Genomic DNA, 21034 nt, shown 5'->3' on the forward strand with positions numbered 1-21034 from the left:
GGTTTGTGGGGCGGGTTCTTGTATACCGCTGGGATGGGGGTGGGGTTACCGGTAGACGGTGGCGATCGTGGTGGTTTCCAGGATGGGGTTGTCGTTCGCCTGGAAGCGGGCGGTCCACGTGGGTTTGCCGTCATCCAGGTCGCCGTAGATGAAGCCGTTGGTGCAGTGGTAGTTCAGGCGCATGCCTTCCAGCGTCGTGGTCGCCCCACCTGCGGCGCTGCACTTCTGTCCGTTGGACAAGACCATCAGCCAGGCTTGCAGTCCTCCGGTTGTACTCCCCGTGCTGTAGGGCAAGGGGGCGGTCAGGTTGATGACCACGACGTCGTCGGGCGTGAGCACCGGGCAGGCGACGCTTGTCGACTGGAACGGGCTCGAGAAGCACGGATCGTGGATGGTGCTGCCTGCCGTGCAGCGGAACGCTTCCGGGCGCATCGACTTGCTCGCGCTGATCCAGCACGAGCCACTCGTCGTCGCGGTCGCCGTGATCCGCGGCGACAGGCCCTGGGGTGTCCACGGCTGGTAGGTGAGGACCTGGGTAGCGGGGTCGGCCGGTCGTGTGGTGGTGGGTGCGGAGGACGGCTGGCCCGACGCGATGTTCGCCGGGATGGGCGCGACGACTTCGTGCGTGGGACGGCCGGCGACGAGCTGGTCGGAGTGCGTGGACCCGTAGACCGCGCCTGCCGCCAGCAGGATGACGGAGCAGATCGCCGCGATGGGCAGGAGGCGACGCCTGCTCCGCTTGGCGGGCAGGGGTTTCGGGGGTTCCGGACCGACCTGCGTCTGGATCCAGGTGTGCGAAAGGAGATCGGCTACCACCTTGTCCGGGTGCTCGGCAGTGCCCTGCTCGCCCGTCAACGCGGCCACGAGCCGTGCGGCTGTCGGGCGTTCGGCGGGGACCTTCGACAGCGCCTCGCTCAGCAGCGGCAAGAGGTCGTCGGGAACGCCAGCGATGTCCGGCTCGGTGTGCAGGACCCGGTAGAAGATCGTCTCCGGTGCTCCGGCCCCGAAGGGCGCCCGGCCGGTGGCGGCGAACGCGACCGTCAACGCCCAGGCGAACACGTCGGCGGGTGCCCCGGCCTCACCGGTGAGCTGTTCCGGCGCCATGAACCCCGGTGAGCCGATGTGCGCGCCCGTCCGGGTCAGGTGGGTGGCATCCGAGATCCGGGCGATGCCGAAGTCGATGACCTTCGGCCCGGCGTCGGACAGCAGGACGTTCGCGGGTTTCAGGTCGCGGTGCACGACGTCGGCGCGGTGGACGGCCGACAGCGCCGCGGCGAGCCCGGCGGCGAACCCGCGCACGGAACCGGCGGGCAGTGGCCCCGATCGGGTGACGTGCTCGGTGAGCGTGGGGCCGGGGACGTAGTCGAGCACCAGGAACTGGGGTGTCTCGTCGGTGTGCACGGCAAGGACGGTGGCGGTGTAGGCACCGCGGACCCTGGTCAGCGTCACGGCTTCCTGGCGGAAGCGGGTCCGGAAGGCGGGGTCGTCGGCGAGTTCGTCGTGCAGGCGCTTCACCGCGACGAGGGAACCGTCCGCCGCGTGGGCGAGGTACACGACACCCATGCCACCAGCTCCGAGCCTGCCGACCAGCCGGTACCCGCCGATCCGGCGCGGGTCGGCGGGGTGGAGTGCGGTCAAGGCCATTCGTGTTCTCCCAGGACCGATCACCGAGCGGGTGGTTGTCAACGGTGCTGTCGGCGACAAGATGTCGGGTGTTCCGCGGTGCCCCCGGCCTGCGGTAGCAGGTGATCAAGGTGGTGTCGCGGGCCGGTGTGACCAGGCCGGGGCGGCGAGGTCGTCACCCGACCGTTTAGACTGCGGTTCGACTCCAGTCGACGAGGGAGATACGCGTGGCCGAGATGACCGTCCAGTTGGTCGCCGTTGAACGCCGTCTGTGGTCGGGCACGGCCACGTCGGTGGTCGCCCAGACGACCGAGGGCGAGATCGGCGTCCTGCCGGGCCACGAGCCGATGCTCGGCCAGCTGGTCGAGGGTGGCGTGGTCCGCATCCGCACTTCCGAGGGCGAGACCGTGACCGCCGCGGTGTACGGCGGGTTCCTGTCCGTGACGGGCAGCGGTGTGAGCGTGCTGGCCGAGGACGCCGAGCTGGCCGACGAGATCGACGTCGAGGCGGCCCGGTCCGCGGTGAAGGACTCGGACGACCTCCAGCGAGGACGGGCGATCGCCGCCTTGCGCGCCGCCGGGCATTCGGCCTGAGACCGGACGCGGACGAGCGGGTATCGCCGTGGGGATCGCCGAGATGGTCGGGGTGGTCCTGTTCATCGTGGTCGTCGCCCTCGCGTACTTCGCGTGGCGCAGGCTGAGGTTGCTCCGGGCGGGCGGCGTGCACGTGGCGCTGCGCCTGCGCCAGGACGACAGCGGCCGGGGCTGGCACCTCGGTGTCGGCCGCTACCAGGGTGACGAGTTCGTCTGGTTCCGCGTGCTGAGCCTCGGCGCGGGCCCGGACCAGATCATCACCCGCGACGGCTTGGAGATCGACGACCGGCGGGAGCCCGCCGCGTCCGAGGCCTACGCGATGCCCGCCGGGTCGACGGTGCTGCGCTGCCGGAGCACGTCCGGCGGCGAGGTCGAGATCGCGATGGGCCCGGACGCGCTGACGGGATTCCTCTCCTGGCTCGAGTCAGCGCCTCCGGGCCGTTCCATCCCCTGGGCGTCCTAGGCGTTCTGGCCGGGCTTCCACAGCACGTCGCCGTCCGGGTTCGCCACGCGCGCCAGGATGAACAGCAGGTCCGACAGCCGGTTCAGGTACTTCGCGGTCAGCACGTTCGTGCGCTCCGCGTCCACCTCCAGCAGCGCCCACGTGCTCCGCTCGGCCCGCCGCGAGATCGTCCGCGCCTGGTGCAGCAGCGCCGCGCCGGGCGTGCCGCCGTTGAGGATGAACGAGTCCAGCTTCCCGGTGCGCGCGTTGTACTCGTCGCACCACCCCTCAAGCCGGTCCACGTACGCCTGGGTCACCCGCAGTGGCGGGTACTCCGGCTCGGGCACGATCGGCGTGCACAGGTCGGCGCCGACGTCGAAGAGGTCGTTCTGCACCTTCTGCACGACGTCCCGCACGTCGTCGGCCAACGCGCCGAGCGCCAGCGCCACACCGAGCGCCGCGTTGGTCTCGTCCACGTCGGCGTACGCGGTGATGCGCGGATCCGTCTTGGGGACGCGCGAGAAGTCGCCGAGCCCGGTCGTGCCGTCGTCGCCGACCCGCGTGTAGATCTTGGTGAGGTGAACAGCCATGACCCGCACTCTAGGGCTCCCGTTCATCGGAACCGGGCACACCCGCATGCACTCCAAGGGACTCAGCACGGGCTCGATTCAGAATGTCCGTAGGATTGCCCGTCAGGGGCAAGCGTTGAGGAGTTCTTTGGTGAGTGAGCACTTCCGGGTCCACGGCGGAGCGCGGCTGGTCGGCGAGGTCGATGTCGTCGGGGCCAAGAACAGCGTGTTGAAGCTGATGGCGGCGGCACTGCTCGCCGAGGGCACTTCGACCATCACGAACTGCCCGGAGATCCTGGACGTCCCGCTCATGGCGGACGTCCTGCGCAGCCTCGGCTGCGTCGTGGTCATCGAGGGCGACGTGGTCACGATCACCACGCCCGCCGAGCTGAACCACCGCGCCGACTCCGAGGCCATGGGCAAGCTGCGCGCCTCGGTGTGCGTGCTCGGCCCGCTCGTCGGCCGCTGCAAGCGCGCCGTCGTGGCGCTGCCCGGTGGCGACGCGATCGGCTCGCGGCCGCTGGACATGCACCAGGCGGGTCTGCGGAAGCTCGGCGCCACCACGGAGATCGAGCACGGCTGCGTCGTCGCGAACGCCGAGGGCCTGCACGGCGCCCAGATCTGGCTCGACTTCCCGAGCGTGGGCGCGACCGAGAACATCCTGATGGCCGCGGTGCTGGCCAAGGGCACGACGGTGATCGACAACGCGGCCCGCGAGCCGGAGATCATCGACATCTGCCTGATGCTCCAGGACATGGGCGCCAAGATCGAGGGCGCGGGCACGTCCACGCTGACCGTGCACGGCGTCGACAGCCTGAACCCGACCGAGCACCGCGTGGTCGGCGACCGGATCGTCGGCGCGACGTGGGCGTTCGCCGCCGCGATGACCCGCGGCGACATCCGGGTCCGCGGCGTGAACCCGCACCACATCGACCTCGTGCTGGAGAAGCTCCGGATGGCGGGCGCCGAGGTCACCACCTACGAGGGCGGTCCCGACGAGGGCTTCCGCGTGGTGCAGGAGGGCAGGCCGAAGTCGGTCGACTTCGTCACGCTGCCCTACCCCGGCTTCGCCACCGACAACCAGCCGTTCGCCATCGCGCTGTCCACGGTGTCCGAGGGCACGTCGATGATCACCGAGAACCTCTTCGAGGCCCGGTTCCGTTTCATCGAGGAGATGATCCGCTTGGGCGCCGACGCCCGCACCGACGGCCACCACGCCGTCGTCCGCGGTGTCGAGCGCCTCTCCAGCGCCCCGGTGTGGGCCTCCGACATCCGCGCGGGCGCGGGCCTCGTGCTAGCCGGCCTGTGCGCGGACGGCGCGACCGAGGTGTACGAGATCTTCCACATCGAGCGCGGCTACCCCGGCTTCGTGGAGAACCTCCGCAAGCTCGGCGCGAGCGTCGAGCGCGTCACCGCCTAGACGTCCCTCAGCACGAGCTTCGCGTCCGGGACGTCTACCGGGAACACCATCACCCGGTAGGCGCCCGGTTCGCTGCCCCGCACGGACGTGGCCTTGATCCCGGCCGTGCGCAAGCGCTTGGCCAGCACCCGCGCCGCCTCTTCCGTCGGGACCAGAGCGACCTCGTTGAGCAGCCCGAAGTCGTCACCGGTGTAGTCCGGCACGGCCCGGCGGTCGTTGCCGAACGCCCACCGCAGCACCCCGGCGAACAAGCCGAAGACCGCGATCAGCACCAGGGTTTGGGTCCACGCGTTCACGTGGTCCATCGTCCGCCACCACGACCGTCTCGCGCCGCCCGCGAATGGCGGATTCATCGCCTCGGCTGAGACTCGATCGGTGGGCGATACCGCCTTCGGCATGCCTCGGCGCATCCCGACAACCCGCTGGTTCCGATACCTGCATTCACCCGATGGTGAAAACGCGAGTACACGTCCGGGTGTGTCCGGTTCCCCAAGTCCAGTCGTACCGTTCGGGTGCGGGAAGAGGTGCGCCCATGGTGGACGGCCACGGCTGTTTCGTGTCACTCGACGGGCCGAGTGGAGTCGGTAAGTCCACCGTCAGCGCGCTTCTCGTCGGCAAGCTCCGCAGTCACGACGGCATCACCGTGCCGGACGTCTCGGTCTTCCTGCTCGGGGATCCTGTTGTCTGCGTGGAACGAGCGGCGGCACGTGGCCAGTACAGCCGTTTCCACAACGCGGATGTCGGCGAGGCCATTGCCGAACTGCGAGCGTTCTCGGTGGCCGCTGATGCGCTCGCTGCTATCGGTTACCCCGTACACCGCCACGACATCTCGGACACCACCGCCGATCAGGTGGCGGACGCTCTGCTCCCGGTGGTCCTGGCAGCGAAGGAGGGCGGGTCATGAGGGTCGCTTTGCTGTACCCCGAGGTCTACGACATGGCGCGTTTCAAAGAGCGCCGACGTGAGTTCCCGCCGTTCGGTGTGTTGTACCTAGCCGCGGTCGTTGAACAAGCTGGCCACCAGGTGGACGTGATCAAGGTGACACCAGAGGCGACCGCACTCGACCTGACCGACTTCGAGGCCATCGGGTTCAGCCTCGCGTCCTCGGCCACCTACGGGGTCATGCTGGAAGCCCGGTGGCTCTCAGCTATTAGGCAGGATGCGCTCGTCATGGTTGGAGGGGTTCACTGCAACTTCTACCCGGAGTCCAGTCTCGCCGACTTCGACGCCCACGTGGCGAGCACCGGTGAGTCGGAGGAAACCATCCTGGAGATCCTTGGTAGAGCTGCTACGAAGCGCTTCGAGGGTGTGCCGGGCTTGTTGTGGCGAGATGGTGGTCTGCTCAGGTGCGAGCGCTCAAGGCCGCTGCTTCGCGACATCGATCAGCTACCGCTCCCGGCTCGTCACTTGTTGCCCGTGGACGACTTCGTCATCTCCGACAGGTTGGCAGGCACCGATTACCGCATGGCGCACGTCATGTTCAGCCGAGGATGTCCCTTCCCGTGCAGCTTCTGCGCTGCGGGACAGACCCGTATCCAATATCGCAGCGGCGCAAGTGCTAGGCGTGAGCTGTCCCACCTGATCGATGCCTACGGTATCGAAGGCTTCGCCATAGTGGACGACAACTTCATCGTCAACAAGACCAAGGTCGGTGATATCTGTGAGCAGATCCAAGACCTTGGGCTCAAGTGGTCGGCTCTGTCGCGCGTCGACACGATCGATGAGCCCTTGTTGGTCAAGATGGCCAGTTCGGGTTGCATCGAGGTGAAGTACGGCATGGAGTCCGGTAGTGAGCAGCTCCTCAGGGCGATGCGCAAGAACACCACGAAGCAGCAGATCAAGCGCGCTGTTCGCGCCACCGTGGATGCGGGTATCGCCGCGAAGGTGTTCGTCATCCACGGGTTTCCAGGGGAGAGCATGGCGACGACCGAGGAGACCATCGAGCTGCTCGGCGAACTCGGGGCGAGCATCTCGCGGGTGTCCCTCTTCCGCTTCGTGCCTTTACCTGGAACCCAGGTGTACAACAGGGCGGTCGACTTCGACGTGCGGGGTACCCATTTGCAGCCGGACTGGGACGGCGAGTGGTCGAAGTTCCACATCCATCACAACCAGCGGCATTGGTGGGGTGATGACGGCGACTGGGTGGAAACCGAGCGCTCCTACCTGCGTCTTCGCGAGTTCGTGGAAAGCAACTGGAACGCCCAGGGGTAATGAAGATCAACTATTGCTGTGTTAGCATCACGCATGGTTTCTGCTTTTCCTGAAGTTGTCGAATCCCATGGATTGAACGCGGAAGACGCCGAGAAGCTGTGGAATTGGGTGCTTCGTCGTCAGGGCTTGGCGGGGGACACTAAACTGCCATCAGTGGTGGAGGTGGCCGAAGTCGCATTGGGATTGCACGCGGCGAGATTGCCTTCGCCGTTCGCGACGGTGTTGGCACGCGCGTCGACACCCGACGTGGCGATGGATTTGTTCACCCCCGCTTCCCGCAGCACGGTCATGACCGTGCGATGCATGCGCAAGACGCTGCACACGTTGCCGTTGTCGTTGGCACAAGCCGCGCATGGCGCTACGGTGCACTTCCGGGAAAGGGATGCTCTTCGGATGGCGGTCAACGCCGGTCTCGACGCCAGAACCCTTTCCCGTGTCACGGAGTCCATTGCCGATCTGCTCGGCCGTGACGGTGCGTTGTTCCACCGGGACGTGGAGACCCGTCTAGTAGGCGGGTGCACCACCACCGCGGCCGTCCGGGTCGCGCTCAAGTTGGCTTGGGAACGTGGGCAGCTCGCTTACGTCAACGAAACGACGGGCTGGAACCGCGAGCACCGCAAATTCGCCCTCACCGGGATGCTGTACCCGGAACTCGACATGGCGATGGACCGGGCACAGGCCACCGCACAGCTTGTGGAGGTCTACTTCGACCGCTACGGGCCAGCCTCCTTGCGTGACGCGATGTGGTGGTCCGGCTTGTCGCGTTCGGCGATCACCGGGGCGATGTCCTCGTCGGACCAGACCTGGGCGGCCGTCCGCACACCTTGGGCGGACGTGCCGTTGTACATGCACCAGTGGCGTTTCGACGAGTTTCGTACGACTAGCGCGGCAGATCACCACACCGGTCTCAACTTCCTTGCGCACGAGGACGTAGCGCTCAAAGCCTACTTCGAGACGCGGCGGCGCTACCTGGGAGGGTTGGCGCCGCGGCGGGCGTTTAACCAGATTGGTGAGGTACTGCCGACGATCCTGTTCGAGGGGCAGGTGGTCGGTACGTGGACCTGGAACACGGTGACCAAAGCGATTGCCTGTGACGTGGTCCGTGGCGCTGTCCCGCCTTTCGTGCGAGCGGACGTCGGACGGCGAGCTCGCCACTTGTCGGAAGCTCTTCGACGAGGGTGGGCGCCCGTCTCGGCGAGGCGTCAGGCCTTCTCTGCGGTGCTGTGAAGTGAGGGCGGGGGATCGAGCGGCGTGTCGTCGGCGTGTCGGTGACGAGGTTGGAGTGGGAAGCGTTGGCCCGCCTGAACCAGTGCTAGTGTGCCCGCTTGGCCGCACCGTCCAGTATTCGCGAGGTTGGTAAATGCTTCCCCTGAAGCAAGCGTCAGCTCTTGACGACGTGCAGCGCTATGTCGCTGAGATGGAAGTGGAGCGCGGCTTTTCCGACAGTACCGTCCTAGAGCAAGGGCTCAAGCTCGGGGAAGAAGTCGGGGAACTGTTCAAGGCTATTCGCAAGCATGAGCAGATGTCGATTGATGCCACTGCGGTGACCGGTACCGTGGATGAGGAACTGGCCGACGTCCTGATCTACGTGTGCGCCATTGCCAATCGATTCGGCATCAGCCTGGATGAAGCGCTCCGGAACAAGGAAGCGCTCAACGAAACTCGTACCTGGGTGTAGCACGGCGTCATCGCTGTCCAGGGCCCAGCTACTCGGGTGCGTTTGCGGTCCTCCCGGACCGATTCAGTGAGCAACGGCACGTGGACGCGGTGTTACCGGTCAGTACGCTACGGGCAACAACGTCGTCACCGGCCTCCGGGAGGTTGTCTTGCCGTACCCGGCCGACCGCGAGCGCGACCGCCCGTGGGTCATGAGGACCTACGCGGGGCATTCGTCCGCCGCCGCGTCGAACGAGCTGTACCGGCGGAACCTCGCCAAGGGGCAGACCGGGCTGTCGGTGGCCTTCGACCTGCCGACGCAGACCGGGTACGACCCCGACGACGAGCTGGCCAAGGGCGAGGTGGGCAAGGTCGGGGTGCCGATCGGCCACATCGGCGACATGCGGCGGCTGTTCGACGGGATCCCGTTCGACGGCGCGAACACGTCGATGACGATCAACGCCACCGCGATGTGGCTGCTGGCGCTGTACGTGAGCGTGGCCGAGGAGCACGGGGCCGACCCGAACCAGCTCGCGGGCACCACGCAGAACGACATCATCAAGGAGTACCTGTCGCGCGGGACCTACGTGTTCCCGCCCGGCCCGAGTCTGCGGCTGATCACCGACGTGGTGGCGTGGACCGTGTCGAACGTGCCGAAGTGGAACCCGATCAACATCTGCAGCTACCACCTCCAGGAGGTGGGCGCGACGCCCGCCCAGGAGGTCGCGTACGCGATGTCGACGGCGATCGCGGTGCTGGACTCCGTGCGCGACTCGGGGCAGGTGCCGCCGGAGCGGTTCGGCGACGTGGTGCAGCGCATCTCGTTCTTCGTGAACGCCGGCGTGCGGTTCGTCGAGGAGATGTGCAAGATGCGGGCGTTCACCCGGCTCTGGGACGAGATCACCCGCGAGCGGTACGGGATCACCGACCCGAAGCAGCGGCGGTTCCGCTACGGCGTGCAGGTCAACTCGCTGGGGCTGACCGAGGCGCAGCCGGAGAACAACGTCCAGCGGATCGTGCTGGAGATGCTGGCGGTGTCGCTGTCGCGCGACGCCCGCGCCCGCGCGATCCAGCTGCCCGCGTGGAACGAGGCGCTCGGCCTGCCGCGGCCGTGGGACCAGCAGTGGGCGCTGCGGATGCAGCAGGTGCTGGCCTACGAGACGGACCTGCTGGAGTACCAGGACCTATTCGAGGGCTCGGTGGTCGTCGAGGCGAAGGTGGCCGAGATCGTCGCCGGGGCGCGCGAGGAGATCGACCGCGTGCAGGCGATGGGCGGCGCGGTGGCCGCCGTCGAGAGCGGGTACATGAAGTCCGCGCTGGTGGGCTCGCTGGCGGGCCGCCGCCGTCGGGTCGAGTCCGGCGAGGACGTGGTGGTGGGCGTGAACAGGTTCGCCACCAGCGAGCCGTCGCCGTTGCAGGCCGAAGGCGCGAAGGCGATCGAGACCATCGACCCGATGGTCGAGCTCCAGGCCGTCGAGGCGATCCGCGAGTGGCGGGCGAACCGCGACGGGTCGCTGGTGGACTCGGCGTTGACGGCGCTGCGGGCGGCGGCGAAGACGGACGCGAACCTGGTCGAGGTGACCATCGCGTGCGCCAAGGCCGGGGTGACGACGGGCGAGTGGTCGCAGGCGCTGCGCGAGACGTTCGGCGAGTACCGGGCGCCCACCGGGGTGTCAGCCGCGTCCGCGTCCGGCGAGGCGGGCACCGAGATCGCGCGGGTGCGCGACCGGGTGCGGGCCACGGGCGAGGAGATCGGCGAACGGCTGCGGATCCTGGTCGGCAAACCCGGCCTGGACGGGCACTCCAACGGTGCCGAGCAGGTCGCCGTGCGGGCCCGCGACGTCGGGTTCGAGGTGGTGTACCAGGGGATCCGGCTCACGCCCGCGCAGATCACCGCCGCGGCCGTGCAGGAGGACGTGCACGTGGTCGGGCTGTCGATCCTGTCCGGCTCGCACCTGGAGGTCGTGCCCGCCGTGGTCGACGGGCTCCGGGCCGCGGGCGCGGGCGACATCCCGGTCATCGTCGGGGGGATCATCCCGCCCGACGACGCCGGGAAGCTCCGGGACCGCGGTGTGGCGCGGGTCTTCACGCCGAAGGACTACGAGCTGACGCAGATCATGGACGAGATCGTCACCGTCGTCCGCGAGGCCCACGGCCTGTCCTAGAGCCCGGCCAGGACCTCCTTGGTGCTGGTGATCTCGGCGAAGCCGCCGCCGCGCAGGTTCGTGGCGGTGGCGGCGGTGAGCTGGTCGGCGGTGAGGTCCTCCAGGTCGAACGTGTAGGTGGCGTCGATCGGGACGACGACCCGGTAGCCGAGGTTGCCGCCGACGCGCGCGGTGGTCTCGACGCAGTGGTTGGTGGAGATGCCGACCACGGTGATGTCGGTGATGCCGCGGTCGGTCAGCCACGCGTGCAGGTCGGTCTCGCCGTGGAACGCGGAGTTGACCGTCTTGCCGAACAGCAGGTCCGGCACGAGGTCGTCCAGCTCGGGCTTGAACGCGTTGCCGGGCGTGCCCGGTGCGAGGGGGGACCCCGGCTTCACGGAGTCGTGGCGGACCGCCACGACCGGGCCCGGCCACGCCTTCACCAGAGCGGCGATGTTCGCCTCGGCGTCGGGGTTGTTGCGCGGACCCCAGAACTCCAGGTCGTCGAAGCCGCGCTGGACGTCGATCAGGACGAGTGCTGTTGTCATGGGACCACTCTCGCGGGTCGGGGACCGTTCGGGGAAGTGGCAGGAGCTGCGCCATGCGGTACTTTCCTGCCATGCGCACAGTGGGTGTCCTGGTGCTGCCGGGCAGTCGGGTGTTCGACATCGCGGTGGCCGGCGAGGTGTGGGGGATCGACCGCCGCGACTCCGGCGTGCCCCTGTTCGAGCTGCGGCTGTGCTCGCCGGGGAAGGTGACCACGGCGCTGGCGCCGATCGGCGCGATGCCCGCGACGCACGGCCTGGCCGGGTTGGCGGACTGCGACCTGGTGATCGTGCCGGGGCGCGGCGACCCGCGTGCGCCGGTGCCCGCCGCGGCCGTGAAAGCCCTGCGGGCCGGCCGTGGCACGGTGGCCGGGTTGTGCTCGGGCGCGTTCACGTTGGCCGCGGCCGGGTTGTTGGACGGGCGGGCGGCCACGACGCACTGGCGGCTGTTCGACGACCTGGCCGCGGCGGCGCCGAAAGCGCTGGTGCGCAAGGACGTGCTGTTCACGGAGGACGGTCCGGTCTACACGTCGGCCGGTGTCCTCGGCTGCGCGGACCTGTGCCTGCACCTGGTGCGCCGCGACCACGGGGCCGAGGTCGCGGCGGCGATCGCGCGGCGGATGGTGATGCCGCCCGCGCGGGAGGGCGGGCAGCGGCAGTACGTCGAGCCGCTGATGCCGGTCCGCGCGGCCAAGTCCGGGGTGGCGTCCACTGTGGACTGGGCGGTCGCCAGGCTGGCGGAGCCGATCGGCGTGGCCGACCTGGCCGAGCACTCGGGGCTGAGCGGGCGCACGTTCCACCGGACGTTCCTGGCGGCCACGGGGAGCACGCCGGGGCGGTGGTTGCAGACGCGGCGGGTGGAGCTGGCGCAGCGGCTGCTGGAGACCACGGACCTGACGGTGGACCGGGTCGCCGAGCGGTCCGGGCTCGGCACGGCCGCCAACCTGCGGCGGAGGCTGCGGGCGGAGCTGGGGGTCGGGCCGGACGCCTACCGGCGGACCTTCCGGGTGGCGGGCTAGTTCGGGCGGGGAGGGGGCTGCTCGGGCGTGCCGGTCAGGCTAACGTCGGGGCATGGCCGACTACCAGCACGTGCTCGTGGCGCATTCCGAGGACGTCGTGCGGATCACGATGAACCGTCCCCAGCGGCGCAACTCGCTGTCGTTCGAGCACCTGACCGAGCTGTTGGGCGCGTTCCACGAGGCCGCCGCGTCCGGGGCGTCGGGGATCGTGCTGGCCGCCGAGGGGCCGGTGTTCTCGGCCGGGCACGACTTCGGCGACGTGTCCTCGCGCGACCTGGACGGGGTGCGCGAGCTGCTGACGCTGTGCACGGACCTGATGCGGACGATCGAGTCGGTGCCGCAGGTCGTCGTCGCGAGGGTGCACGGGCTGGCCACGGCCGCGGGGTGCCAGCTGGTCGCGTCCTGCGACCTGGCCGTGGCGGCCGAGGAAGCCGGGTTCGCGTTGCCGGGAGGCAAGGCGGGGTGGTTCTGCCACACGCCCGCGGTGCCGGTGGCGCGGGTGATCGGGCGGAAGCGGTTGATGGAGATGGCGTTGACGGGGGACGTGGTGGACGCCCGCACCGCCGCGGAGTGGGGGCTGGTGAACCGGGTCGTGCCCGCCGCCGAGCTGGACTCCGCCGTCGACGACCTGCTGGCGCGGGCCACCCGCGGCAGCAGGTCCAGCAAGGCGGTCGGGAAGCAGACGCTGTACGCGCAGCTCGACCGGCCGGAGGCGGACGCCTACGCGATCGCGGTCGAGGTGATGGCGGCGGCCTCGCAGACGCCCGCCGCGCAGGAGGGGATGGCTTCCTTCCTGGGGAAGCGGGCGCCGGTCTGGACCGACTGACCGCCGCGCGGGCGGTCCCGCGTCACGGGTGGAACCGCCACCGGCCCTCGGAGACGACGTCCACCTCGTCGTCGACGACGCGGACGGCCGTGTCGTCGTCGATGAGGTAGAGCGGGAAGTCGGCCCGCTCGGCGAGGCGGTCGGCCCAGGCGTCGTCCCGCTCCGGGAAGCCGGGCGAGTGCAGGTGCGGCTTCAGGTACCAGTCGAACAGGCCGAAGGGCGGCCGCACGGTCGTCGCGCCGAGCACGTGGAGGTCCGCCACGTCCCCGATGACCTCAGCGGAGTGCTCCGTCAGGTTCCGACTGAAGATCATCGACCCGGCGCTGACCCCCACGTAGACGCGGTCTTCCAGCGCTTCCAGGAAGCCGTCGGCCAGGTCGTTGCCGGTGATGCTGCGCGCGAGGTGGTAGTGGTTGCCGCCGCCGACGTGGACGACGTCGGCGCGCAGCAGCCGGTCGAGCACCAGCCGCCTCGGCAGGCCGTTCAGCTCCAGGACGTCGAACTCGCGCCACCCCAGGCCGTGCACGCCGGTCATGTCCGCCAGCGACCACCCGTGGTCGCCGGGCTCGGCGACGGAGGCCGTCGGGACGTAGACGACGTTCGCCGACCCGAACGGCTTCCCCAGCAGGTCCCGCAGCCCGTCCCGCAGGGTGTCGTTGCGCAGGCCGCTGGAGGTCAGCAGGAGGTTCACCGGGCGAGCCAACCACGGTCGGCCGGGCCCTCGCAACGCACCCGTCGACCTGGTGCCAGGGGTGCGGGAAAAAATGTAACAGCACTTGTATAAGTGCTGTTACGATTCCCGGATGACCCAGGACCCCACAGAGGTGAGCCACTGGCGGCCGTTGCGGCTGCTCCAGGCGGCGATGGAAGCGGACATCGCGCGGCTCTACGCCGAGGCGGAGATCGACGGGCTGAAGCCGAGCTACGTGATGGAGCTGATCCGGCTGCACCTGCGCGGGCCGATGACGATCACGGAGCTGGCCGAGTCGGTGGAGCGGACGCACTCGGCGATGAGCCAGAAGGTGGCCGCGATGAGGAAGGCCGGGTTCGTGCGGACCACGGCGGGCGTGGACGCGCGCAGCAAGAAGGTCGAGCTGACGGAGAAGGCGGCGGGGATCGTCGACCGGCTGGCGGCGGAGTGGCGGGCCACCGAGGCGGTGACGGCCGAGATCGACGCGGAGATCCCGTACCCGTTGAGCAGGTTGGTCAAGGACATGGAGGAGGCGTTGCGGCGCAAGAGCTTCCACGACCGGATCGCCGAGAAGCTCGCGGAGGACGAGACGTGGCGGTGAGGTGCGGTCGGCGCTCCCCGTGCGGCGGTGCGCGGTGAGGCGGGCGCTGCTGGACGTGGCGCCGTTGCGGGAGTCGGTGGCGTTCCGGCGGTTGTGGGTCGGCCGGGTGTTCTCCGGGTTCGGCTCGCAGATGACCCTGGTGGCGGTGATGTTCCAGGTCTGGAGCGCGACCGGCAGCACCGTCTGGACCGGTGCGGTGGGGCTGGCGCAAGCCGTGCCGGTGATCGCGTTCGGGCTGTTCGCCGGGTCGCTGGTGGATCGGGTGGACCGGCGGAGGTTCTACCTGGTCACGTTGGTGGGGCAGGCTTCCTGCTCCGCGCTCCTCGCGGTGCAGGGGTTCCTCGGCGGGACACCGGTGGTCCTGGTGCTGGCGCTGGTGGCCGTGCAGTCCTGCTTCGTCGCGGGTGGTGGACCGGCGTCGCGGACGTTCATCCCGCGGTTGTTGCCCAAGGGGCAGCTCGCGGCCGGGTTGGCGTTGAACCGGATCGCGTTCCAGGGGGCGATGCTGCTGGGCCCCGCGCTGGGCGGGGTCGTGGTGGGGTGGCTGGGGGTCGGCGGGTGCTACCTCGTCGACGCGGTGACGTTCGGGGTGGCGTTCTACGGCGCTTTCGGGCTGCCGGCGATGGTGCCGGAAGGCGAGCTGTCGCGGCCGGGCCTGCGCGGGGTGGGGGACGGGTTGGCGTTCCTGGTGCGCAACCCCGTGGTGCGCGGGGCTTTGCTGACCGATCTGGCCGCGACCGTGCTGTCGATGCCCATCAGCCTGTTCCCCCTCGTCAACGAGGAGCGGTTCGGCGGGGATCCGCGCACCTTCGGGCTGTTCCTGACGGCCATCGCGGTGGGAGGCGTGGTGGCGTCGGTGTTCTCGGGGGTGTTCACGCGGTCGCCGCGGCCGGGGGTGGTGATGCTGGTCGCGTCGGCGGGGTGGGGTGTCACCTTGGCGCTGTTCGGGATGTCGGTGAACCCGTGGCTTGGCTTGGGTTTCCTGGTGCTGGCCGGTGTCGCGGACACGGTGTCGGTGGTGTCGCGCGGGGCGCTGGTGCAGTCGCACACGCCGGACGCGCTGCTGGGGCGGGTGTCGGCCGCCGAGCAGATCGTGGGGCAGGCGGGGCCGGACGTGGGGAACCTGCGGGGCGGGCTGGTGGCGAGCGCCACGTCCGGGGTGACCTCGCTGGTCGGTGGTGGGGTGCTGTGCGTGGTGGCGGTGGTGCTGGTCGGTGCCACCACGCCCGGCCTGCGACGCGCTGCTTAGGGGATCCGCTTGTAGAAGATGGTGGTGGGCCTGGGTTTCGCCTCGGGGTCGAGGGCGTAGTCGGGGATGGTGCCGACCTCGGTCCAGCCGAGGTGGGCGTAGACGGAGTGCGCGGGGCTGCCGGTCTCGGTGTCCAGGACCAGCAGGGTGACGCCCGCGGCGGCCGCTTCCCGCTCGGCGGCCCGGACCAGCGCCCTGGCGACACCCCGGCCGCGGGCGGAGCGGTGGACCAGGAGCTTGGCCAGTTCACCGCGGTGGCGGGCGTTGGGCAGGGTGGCCAGGCGGACCTGGACGGTGCCGACGACCTCCCCGTCCACCCGTGCGACCCAGAGCAGCAGCGAGCCGTCGGCGACGGCCGGGGCCAGGCCCTCCCACCAGGACACGGCGTCGGCGCGGTCCAGCGGCAGCACGAAACCGACGGAGGCACCGCCCTCGACGGCGTCGACGAGGACGTCCGCCAGGTCCTCGGCGGGCGGTGCCGCGACGCGTTCGATCACGGCTGCGCGTGCTCGTGCAGCAAGAGCATCGTGTACGCGGCGATCGACTGGGCGTCGGTGATCTCGCCGCGGGTGATCATCGCCTCGAACTCGCCGCGCGGGAACCACGCCGAGCGCATGTCCTGCTCCTCGTGCTCGCGCTCGTGGAAGCCCTCGACCAGCTGCGTCGCCAGGAACACGCGGCCGCGCTGGCTGGTCATGCCGGGTGCCACGTCGAGGACGCCGAGCTCGACCATCCTCCCGGCGCGCAGGCCGGTCTCCTCGCGCAGCTCCCTGGTCGCGAGCACCAGCGGGACCTCGTCGTTGCGGTCGGGCGCGGTGCCCTGCGGGAACTCCCAGCGGCGCATGCCGATCGGGTACCGGTACTGCTCGACCAGCCGCATCCGCTCGCCGTCCAACGGGATGATCAGCGCGAAGTCCGGCTTGTCCACCACGCCGTAGATGCCGGTGCTGCCGTCCGCGCGGCGGATCGGGTCCTCGCGGACCGTCATCCACGCGTTCGAGTACACCTCGCGGGATCCGAGCGTGTCCAAGTCACTCTCCCTCTGCCGGGGCCGTAGTCGTCCGCCCGAAGTACACCACCACGGCCCCCACCGGGGTTTCCCCGAGGGGAACGACACCTGCCTGTTGATCTCCCCGTGGACCCCGTAGCCTGTCGCGGGTGCGCCTCGTCATCGCTCGTTGCCAGGTCGACTACGTCGGACGGCTCACGGCCCACCTGCCCATGGCCAACAGGCTCCTGCTGATCAAAGCGGACGGCTCGGTGTCGATCCACTCCGACGACCGCGCGTTCAAGCCGCTGAACTGGATGAGCCCGCCGTGCTGGCTCATCGAGGACCCCGGCATGTGGATCGTGCAGAACAAGGCGGGCGAGAAGCTGATCATCACCTTGGAAGAGGTGATGCACGACTCCAAGCACGAGCTGGGCCGCGAACCCGGCCTGGTCAAGGACGGCGTCGAGGCCGACCTGCAGAAGCTGCTCGCCGAGCACGTCCACACCCTCGGCGAGGGCTGGTCGCTCGTGCGCCGCGAGTTCCCCACCCCCATCGGCCCGGTCGACCTGATGTGCCGCGACCACGCGGGCGCGTCGGTCGCCGTGGAGATCAAGCGGCGGGGCGACATCGACGGTGTCGAACAGCTCACCCGCTACCTCGAGCTCCTCAACCGCGACCCGCTCCTCGCACCCGTGCGCGGCGTGTTCGCGGCGCAGCAGATCAAGCCGCAGGCGCGCACGCTGGCCGAGGACCGCGGCATCCGCTGCGTCGTGCTCGACTACGACGAGCTGCGCGGCATCGAGTCGGACGAGTTCCGCCTCTTCTGACGGCCTTCCGCCGCCGGGCTACCGCGGGGTGTTGTCGCGGTCGAGCAGGTCGTCGACCTCGACGCTCTCCACCAGCGCTCGGATCGCCGGTTCCCGGTCCAGGTCGAGCGGCTGGAGCTCGTGCGTCGTGCGCTTCGGGTTGCTCACGACCTCCGTGGCGGCGTCGTGGAGAACGGCGTTCGCGTCGGCGTCGTCCCAGCGCACCGCGGCGAGGGCGGACCGCTCGAAGCGGGCCGCGAGCAGCACACCGATGCGGGCCGCCCCGAACGCGTCGGTCCGCGACCGCTGCAGCGCGACGACCCGGACGGCGGTGACGCCCGGTGCTACCGCCAGTGCTTCGCGTGCGGTCAGGAGCATGTGCGAGGCCACCAGCACGGTGTGCAGCGAGCACCGCTCCGTCTTGGTGAGCTTCTTCAGGCTGAGGTTCCCCGCGGCCGTCGTGGTCGGCTTCTTCTCCGGCACGATGTCGATGGTGGGCACGAGCACGACGGTGGTGAGCTCCGACCCGGCCACGCCCACCGGGGCGGCCGGTGCCTCGTTGTCCTCGAACGCGGCGGTGAGCACCTCGATGACGGTGTCCTCGTCGTTGGCCGTGAGGGCGTTCCACCACTGGTCCAGTTCGGCCTGGTGACGTGTCCTGCTCGCACCGCGCTCGCGTTCCAGCCGCTGGATCTCGGCGCCCGCGACCACATCGGCCCGAGCCTTGGCCTCGCGGCGTGCGGCGCGCTTGAACAGGCCGATCCCGGCGAGGGCCTGCTTGCGGTGCTCGGCCAGCACCGCCTGCGTGGCGACGGCAGGGGGTTCGGGTGCGACCGGTCGCTGGGCCTGCGGGAAGTCCTGCCGGTGCAGGTTGAGGATGTTGTGCAGGGCAGTGCGCAGCTGTTGGGCCGCCTCGGCCTTGGCGGCTTGGGCGAGTGCTCGCTGGGATGTCCCCGTGCCGCTTCGACGCGTGCTCCCGCCGCTCGAGCGTCGTCGGGTGCCCGACAACGAGGTGTAGAACCCGACGGGTCCGGCGCCGCTGGAGAACCCGGTTCGGCCGCCGCCGACGTGCAGCCGTGCGGCTCGTGGCCCGACGCTGGTCCGGATCCCGCGGCTGGAGGCCCGGATGCGGACACCGGGCGCGAGCTTGACCGAGAACCCCATCACTACCTCCGCCTAGGACGACTGGGAGGTAGATCGAGGAACGCGCTCGCGGGGTTACAGGCGGCGGACAGGCGTGTTGCCACCCCCGACCCGCGTCCGTTCCGCCTCCCCCGCACGGGAGCGCGGAGCCGGACGGCCCCGACCGCCGGTCAGGTCAGCCGTGCAGGTTGTCGCGGCGGTCCCTGGCGTCGGCGGGGTGCTGGTAGCCGCGCAGGATGGGGATCGGGGCGGTCATGGGGGCGTCGTCGGCGTCGGGCTCGGGGTGGGAGGTGGTGGTGGCGCGGGGGCCCAGGTGGGCCTTGAGGAGCAGGGTGAGCTGGGTGCGGGCCTCGTCCAGGGGGCGGGTGGACTGGGCGGCTCGGGACAGGACGATGGCGCCTTCCAGGGCACTCAGCGTGAACGTGGCCAGGGACGCGGCGACGGTCTGGTCGAGGCCGGACTGGACGAGGACGCCGCCGAGGCGGTTCTCCCAGGCGGCGAACACGCGGCCGGCGGCCGGGGTGGGGGAGAGGGCGGCGGCGACGATGGGGCAGCCCGCGTCGTAGGACGAGGACGCCAGCTGCTGCTCCCACCAGGAGATGAGGCCGTCCACGAGCTGGAGCGGCTCGTCGCCGAGGGTGTCCAGCAGCGCCACCATCTGGCGGCCGGCCTCCTGGGTGGCCTGCTCGACGAGCTCGGCCTTGCCGCCGGGGAAGTGCTGGTAGATCGACTGGCGGGCGGTGCCGCTGTGGTTGAGCAGGTCCGTCAGGCCGGTCGCGTGGACGCCGCGCCTGCGGATCAGGGCGATGGTGCTGTCGATCAGCCGTTCTCGTGGGCCTGCTGTCATGTCCCGTCCAAGGTGTCTGCGATCCCCCGGTGCCGGGAAGGGCGACCTCGACGTGGGCGTCGGAGGGGGAGGAGCTGTCGGGGATGTCCGCGTGGGGAGCATTGCTGGGGTTGACCTCTCTGACGGGCGGGGCGCCGGGCGACGGGGGTCGGCGACCCGCGGCTGTCGGACGGCGGTGGCGAACGGAGGGGCGGACCGGTCCGGCACACCGGTGCCCGCGGTCCTCAGCTCGCCTGCCGTTGTTCTTCGGGGTTCTGCAGGTACCGGAGCACCGGGGCCGGGTGCAGCCACTTGGAGACGGCCTTGCGCACCCTGGCGACGGTGCGCCGTCTGATCCGTCTTCGGTGGAACCGGCGGGACAACGCGGCCGCGGCCGCCGCCGCGGCGGCCACGAGCAGTGCCGAGATCACCCAGTAAGCCGTCATGACGCCTCACCTCGTCGAGTCCCCCGACTCGGATGGGGAGTCCGGCGGTCAGGAGGCCTGTCCGGACATGTCGTCGGCCGCGTGCGCGGGCTTGCGCGGCTTCATGACGCGCACGGTCGACGGCTGGTAGAGCTCCTCCAGGACCCGGTACACGGTGTCGCGGCCCAGGTCGAGGTGCATGGAGAGGTGGTCGGCCAGGTCCGCCAGGTCCGACGTCGTGGGCGAGCCGAGTCTGGAGGCCAGCATGGCCGTCTCCTCCTCGGTGAGGTCCAGCCCGCCGTCGCGCATGGCGAGCCGGGTCAGGACGCCCCCGATGACGTCGAGCTTGTGGTCGATGACCGACAGCCGGTGCTCGTGGTGCTCGAACTGGGTGCCGTTGAACGACTCGCCCGCCACCCCCGCGCTCATCGACATGATGCGGTCGTACATCCGCTCCTGCTGCCACGGCTCGAGTCCCATGAGGAAGTCCTCTCCTTCGAAGGCGTCGAGATCGATGTACGCCTTGAGCAGGTCGGCCTCGATCCGGCCGGGGAAGATCCGTTCGCCGTCGGACCGGTGGAACGCGATCCCGTCGCGCATCCCCGTCTCCGGGCCGCGCAGCACGAAACCCGCGGCGGCGCCGATGTCCTGCGCCACGTGCACCAGGTCGGCGTAGCCGGAGCACCAGGTGCGGTCGAAGCCGATGACGTCCGCGACGCCGTCGAGGTAGGACAGCGCGGTGGACAGCGGGATCTCGTCGCGGTCGACCTCGTCGAGCCTGCGGTCGCAGGTGAAGATCAGCGGGAGGTTCTCGGGGTAGCCCTCGATGCGCGCGTCGGCGAGCGCGGCGCGGGCGTGCGCCTGACCCGCGTCCCACCCGCCCGCGAAGTCGTCCACGCCGACGCGGTGCCGCAGCAGCACGACCCGGCCGGCCGCGCGGTGGCGGTCGAGCGAACCGGGGTAGTGGCTGACGCACTTGGGGCTCGCGGGGTAGCCGATGCCGCGGATGAGGAACCGGACGTCGTAGCCACCACCGCGGGTGTACTCGTCCAGTTCCCATGGCGTCAGTTCCCGTGCCGAGTACGCGGCACCGTTCGCGGTCAGGAGTGGCACACCGATCACCTCACGTCACTGTGGCGGGGCTTCGTGGGGAAGTACGGGGATGTGCGGTGTCGCGTTCAAATCCCGACCGGTCGATCACTGATCGGCGCGCAGGTCCGAGGTGAACTAGCGTCCGATCAAGGCGGTGTCAAC

The 21034-nt window shown here is 70.0% G+C and carries 25 protein-coding genes; 13 read left to right on the forward strand and 12 right to left on the reverse strand.

What is annotated here, in order from left to right:
* Positions 1-45: 45 nt before the first annotated feature.
* Complete coding sequence (locus CLV43_RS40605; RefSeq protein WP_106195151.1) at positions 46-1644, reverse strand: serine/threonine-protein kinase; 1599 nt, start codon at positions 1642-1644, stop codon at positions 46-48.
* Between the two features lie 206 nt (positions 1645-1850).
* On the opposite strand from CLV43_RS40605, the gene CLV43_RS40610 reads away from it, so the two are divergent.
* A complete protein-coding gene (locus CLV43_RS40610; protein WP_211304797.1) occupies positions 1851-2216 on the forward strand; it encodes a F0F1 ATP synthase subunit epsilon in 366 nt (121 codons plus the stop codon).
* 28 nt (positions 2217-2244) lie between these two features.
* A complete protein-coding gene (locus tag CLV43_RS40615) occupies positions 2245-2679 on the forward strand; it encodes a DUF2550 domain-containing protein (protein ID WP_106195155.1) in 435 nt (144 codons plus the stop codon).
* Here CLV43_RS40615 and CLV43_RS40620 read toward each other — a convergent pair.
* Positions 2676-3248 (reverse strand): cob(I)yrinic acid a,c-diamide adenosyltransferase, encoded by a 573-nt coding sequence (locus tag CLV43_RS40620; RefSeq protein ID WP_106195353.1) that lies wholly within the window; start codon positions 3246-3248, stop codon positions 2676-2678. The two genes, CLV43_RS40615 and CLV43_RS40620, sit on opposite strands and share 4 nt — an antisense overlap.
* A gap of 130 nt (positions 3249-3378) precedes the next feature.
* Between CLV43_RS40620 and murA the strand changes: the two genes are divergently transcribed.
* A complete protein-coding gene (murA, locus tag CLV43_RS40625) occupies positions 3379-4647 on the forward strand; it encodes a UDP-N-acetylglucosamine 1-carboxyvinyltransferase (protein WP_106195158.1) in 1269 nt (422 codons plus the stop codon).
* Here murA and CLV43_RS40630 read toward each other — a convergent pair.
* Positions 4644-4952, reverse strand: a complete 309-nt coding sequence (locus CLV43_RS40630) for a hypothetical protein (protein WP_106195160.1) — start codon at positions 4950-4952, stop codon at positions 4644-4646. The genes murA and CLV43_RS40630 overlap by 4 nt on opposite strands.
* 227 nt (positions 4953-5179) lie before the next feature.
* On the opposite strand from CLV43_RS40630, the gene CLV43_RS40635 reads away from it, so the two are divergent.
* Positions 5180-5551 carry a hypothetical protein gene (locus CLV43_RS40635; RefSeq protein ID WP_106195163.1) on the forward strand — a complete coding sequence of 124 codons (372 nt, stop codon included), beginning with the start codon at positions 5180-5182 and terminating at the stop codon, positions 5549-5551.
* On the forward strand, positions 5548-6858 hold the full coding sequence (locus tag CLV43_RS40640) for a B12-binding domain-containing radical SAM protein (protein ID WP_106195166.1): 1311 nt from the start codon (positions 5548-5550) through the stop codon (positions 6856-6858). The genes CLV43_RS40635 and CLV43_RS40640 overlap by 4 nt, the downstream gene beginning before the upstream one ends.
* Positions 6859-6977: 119 nt before the next feature.
* Here the strand turns inward: CLV43_RS40640 and CLV43_RS48220 are convergent, their stop codons facing one another.
* On the reverse strand, positions 6978-7163 hold the full coding sequence (locus CLV43_RS48220; RefSeq protein WP_170156236.1) for a hypothetical protein: 186 nt from the start codon (positions 7161-7163) through the stop codon (positions 6978-6980).
* Between CLV43_RS48220 and CLV43_RS40645 the strand changes: the two genes are divergently transcribed.
* The 3 genes from CLV43_RS40645 to CLV43_RS40655 all read left to right on the forward strand — a co-directional run bounded on the left by CLV43_RS40645 (position 7078) and on the right by CLV43_RS40655 (position 10679).
* A complete protein-coding gene (locus tag CLV43_RS40645) occupies positions 7078-8085 on the forward strand; it encodes a DNA glycosylase AlkZ-like family protein (RefSeq protein ID WP_342749853.1) in 1008 nt (335 codons plus the stop codon). The two genes, CLV43_RS48220 and CLV43_RS40645, sit on opposite strands and share 86 nt — an antisense overlap.
* Before the next feature lie 133 nt (positions 8086-8218).
* On the forward strand, positions 8219-8536 hold the full coding sequence (locus tag CLV43_RS40650; protein ID WP_106195171.1) for a MazG nucleotide pyrophosphohydrolase domain-containing protein: 318 nt from the start codon (positions 8219-8221) through the stop codon (positions 8534-8536).
* A 148-nt stretch (positions 8537-8684) separates the two neighbouring features.
* Positions 8685-10679, forward strand: a complete 1995-nt coding sequence (locus tag CLV43_RS40655) for a protein meaA (protein ID WP_106195175.1) — start codon at positions 8685-8687, stop codon at positions 10677-10679.
* On the opposite strand, the gene CLV43_RS40660 is transcribed toward CLV43_RS40655, so the two are convergent.
* The gene (locus CLV43_RS40660) at positions 10676-11206 is read right to left on the reverse strand and encodes a cysteine hydrolase family protein (protein ID WP_106195177.1); all 531 of its coding nucleotides are present in this window, start codon (positions 11204-11206) and stop codon (positions 10676-10678) included. The genes CLV43_RS40655 and CLV43_RS40660 overlap by 4 nt on opposite strands.
* Before the next feature lie 71 nt (positions 11207-11277).
* On the opposite strand from CLV43_RS40660, the gene CLV43_RS40665 reads away from it, so the two are divergent.
* Positions 11278-12222: a GlxA family transcriptional regulator gene (locus CLV43_RS40665; protein WP_106195180.1), complete on the forward strand. Its 945-nt coding sequence runs from the start codon at positions 11278-11280 to the stop codon at positions 12220-12222.
* A 52-nt stretch (positions 12223-12274) separates the two neighbouring features.
* Complete coding sequence (locus CLV43_RS40670; RefSeq protein ID WP_106195183.1) at positions 12275-13048, forward strand: enoyl-CoA hydratase-related protein; 774 nt, start codon at positions 12275-12277, stop codon at positions 13046-13048.
* Between the two features lie 22 nt (positions 13049-13070).
* Here the strand turns inward: CLV43_RS40670 and CLV43_RS40675 are convergent, their stop codons facing one another.
* Positions 13071-13739 (reverse strand): Type 1 glutamine amidotransferase-like domain-containing protein, encoded by a 669-nt coding sequence (locus tag CLV43_RS40675; protein ID WP_106195186.1) that lies wholly within the window; start codon positions 13737-13739, stop codon positions 13071-13073.
* A gap of 112 nt (positions 13740-13851) precedes the next feature.
* On the opposite strand from CLV43_RS40675, the gene CLV43_RS40680 reads away from it, so the two are divergent.
* Positions 13852-14340 (forward strand): MarR family winged helix-turn-helix transcriptional regulator, encoded by a 489-nt coding sequence (locus CLV43_RS40680; RefSeq protein WP_211304798.1) that lies wholly within the window; start codon positions 13852-13854, stop codon positions 14338-14340.
* Between the two features lies 1 nt (position 14341).
* Positions 14342-15589 carry an MFS transporter gene (locus tag CLV43_RS40685; protein ID WP_245887366.1) on the forward strand — a complete coding sequence of 416 codons (1248 nt, stop codon included), beginning with the start codon at positions 14342-14344 and terminating at the stop codon, positions 15587-15589.
* Here the strand turns inward: CLV43_RS40685 and CLV43_RS40690 are convergent.
* Positions 15586-16086, reverse strand: coding sequence for a GNAT family N-acetyltransferase (locus CLV43_RS40690; protein ID WP_106195189.1), 501 nt, complete (start codon positions 16084-16086; stop codon positions 15586-15588). The two genes, CLV43_RS40685 and CLV43_RS40690, sit on opposite strands and share 4 nt — an antisense overlap.
* Positions 16083-16619 carry an NUDIX domain-containing protein gene (locus CLV43_RS40695; protein ID WP_106195192.1) on the reverse strand — a complete coding sequence of 179 codons (537 nt, stop codon included), beginning with the start codon at positions 16617-16619 and terminating at the stop codon, positions 16083-16085. The genes CLV43_RS40690 and CLV43_RS40695 overlap by 4 nt, the downstream gene beginning before the upstream one ends.
* Before the next feature lie 128 nt (positions 16620-16747).
* Here CLV43_RS40695 and nucS point away from each other — a divergent pair, with 128 nt between their 5' ends.
* On the forward strand, positions 16748-17407 hold the full coding sequence (nucS, locus tag CLV43_RS40700; RefSeq protein WP_106195195.1) for an endonuclease NucS: 660 nt from the start codon (positions 16748-16750) through the stop codon (positions 17405-17407).
* Positions 17408-17425: 18 nt separating this feature from the next.
* On the opposite strand, the gene CLV43_RS40705 is transcribed toward nucS, so the two are convergent.
* From CLV43_RS40705 to CLV43_RS40720, 4 genes are all read right to left on the reverse strand, one after another.
* The gene (locus CLV43_RS40705) at positions 17426-18550 is read right to left on the reverse strand and encodes a DUF4236 domain-containing protein (RefSeq protein WP_106195199.1); all 1125 of its coding nucleotides are present in this window, start codon (positions 18548-18550) and stop codon (positions 17426-17428) included.
* A gap of 154 nt (positions 18551-18704) precedes the next feature.
* Complete coding sequence (locus CLV43_RS40710; protein WP_106195201.1) at positions 18705-19376, reverse strand: TetR/AcrR family transcriptional regulator; 672 nt, start codon at positions 19374-19376, stop codon at positions 18705-18707.
* Positions 19377-19600: 224 nt separating this feature from the next.
* Entirely contained in the window at positions 19601-19801 is a 201-nt protein-coding gene (locus tag CLV43_RS40715; RefSeq protein ID WP_106195204.1) for a hypothetical protein, read from the reverse strand.
* Positions 19802-19849: 48 nt separating this feature from the next.
* Entirely contained in the window at positions 19850-20893 is a 1044-nt protein-coding gene (locus tag CLV43_RS40720) for a hypothetical protein (RefSeq protein ID WP_146175109.1), read from the reverse strand.
* Positions 20894-21034 lie beyond the last annotated feature (141 nt).

The sequence above is a fragment of the Umezawaea tangerina genome (genome assembly GCF_003002815.1).
In the GTDB taxonomy this organism is placed as follows: domain Bacteria; phylum Actinomycetota; class Actinomycetes; order Mycobacteriales; family Pseudonocardiaceae; genus Umezawaea; species Umezawaea tangerina.

Excerpts from the sequence above, each read along its gene's own strand:
- CLV43_RS48220 (WP_170156236.1), bottom strand. The coding sequence starts at position 7,163 with ATGCATCGCACGGTCATGACCGTGCTGCGGGAAGCGGGGGTGAACAAA.
- CLV43_RS40640 (WP_106195166.1), top strand. The coding sequence starts at position 5,548 with ATGAGGGTCGCTTTGCTGTACCCCGAGGTCTACGACATGGCGCGTTTC.
- CLV43_RS40660 (WP_106195177.1), bottom strand. The coding sequence starts at position 11,206 with ATGACAACAGCACTCGTCCTGATCGACGTCCAGCGCGGCTTCGACGAC.
- CLV43_RS40635 (WP_106195163.1), top strand. The coding sequence starts at position 5,180 with ATGGTGGACGGCCACGGCTGTTTCGTGTCACTCGACGGGCCGAGTGGA.
- CLV43_RS40630 (WP_106195160.1), bottom strand. The coding sequence starts at position 4,952 with ATGGACCACGTGAACGCGTGGACCCAAACCCTGGTGCTGATCGCGGTC.
- CLV43_RS40620 (WP_106195353.1), bottom strand. The coding sequence starts at position 3,248 with ATGGCTGTTCACCTCACCAAGATCTACACGCGGGTCGGCGACGACGGC.
- CLV43_RS40715 (WP_106195204.1), bottom strand. The coding sequence starts at position 19,801 with ATGACGGCTTACTGGGTGATCTCGGCACTGCTCGTGGCCGCCGCGGCG.
- CLV43_RS40650 (WP_106195171.1), top strand. The coding sequence starts at position 8,219 with ATGCTTCCCCTGAAGCAAGCGTCAGCTCTTGACGACGTGCAGCGCTAT.
- CLV43_RS40605 (WP_106195151.1), bottom strand. The coding sequence starts at position 1,644 with ATGGCCTTGACCGCACTCCACCCCGCCGACCCGCGCCGGATCGGCGGG.
- CLV43_RS40665 (WP_106195180.1), top strand. The coding sequence starts at position 11,278 with ATGCGCACAGTGGGTGTCCTGGTGCTGCCGGGCAGTCGGGTGTTCGAC.
- CLV43_RS40670 (WP_106195183.1), top strand. The coding sequence starts at position 12,275 with ATGGCCGACTACCAGCACGTGCTCGTGGCGCATTCCGAGGACGTCGTG.
- CLV43_RS40680 (WP_211304798.1), top strand. The coding sequence starts at position 13,852 with ATGACCCAGGACCCCACAGAGGTGAGCCACTGGCGGCCGTTGCGGCTG.
- CLV43_RS40710 (WP_106195201.1), bottom strand. The coding sequence starts at position 19,376 with ATGACAGCAGGCCCACGAGAACGGCTGATCGACAGCACCATCGCCCTG.
- CLV43_RS40705 (WP_106195199.1), bottom strand. The coding sequence starts at position 18,550 with ATGGGGTTCTCGGTCAAGCTCGCGCCCGGTGTCCGCATCCGGGCCTCC.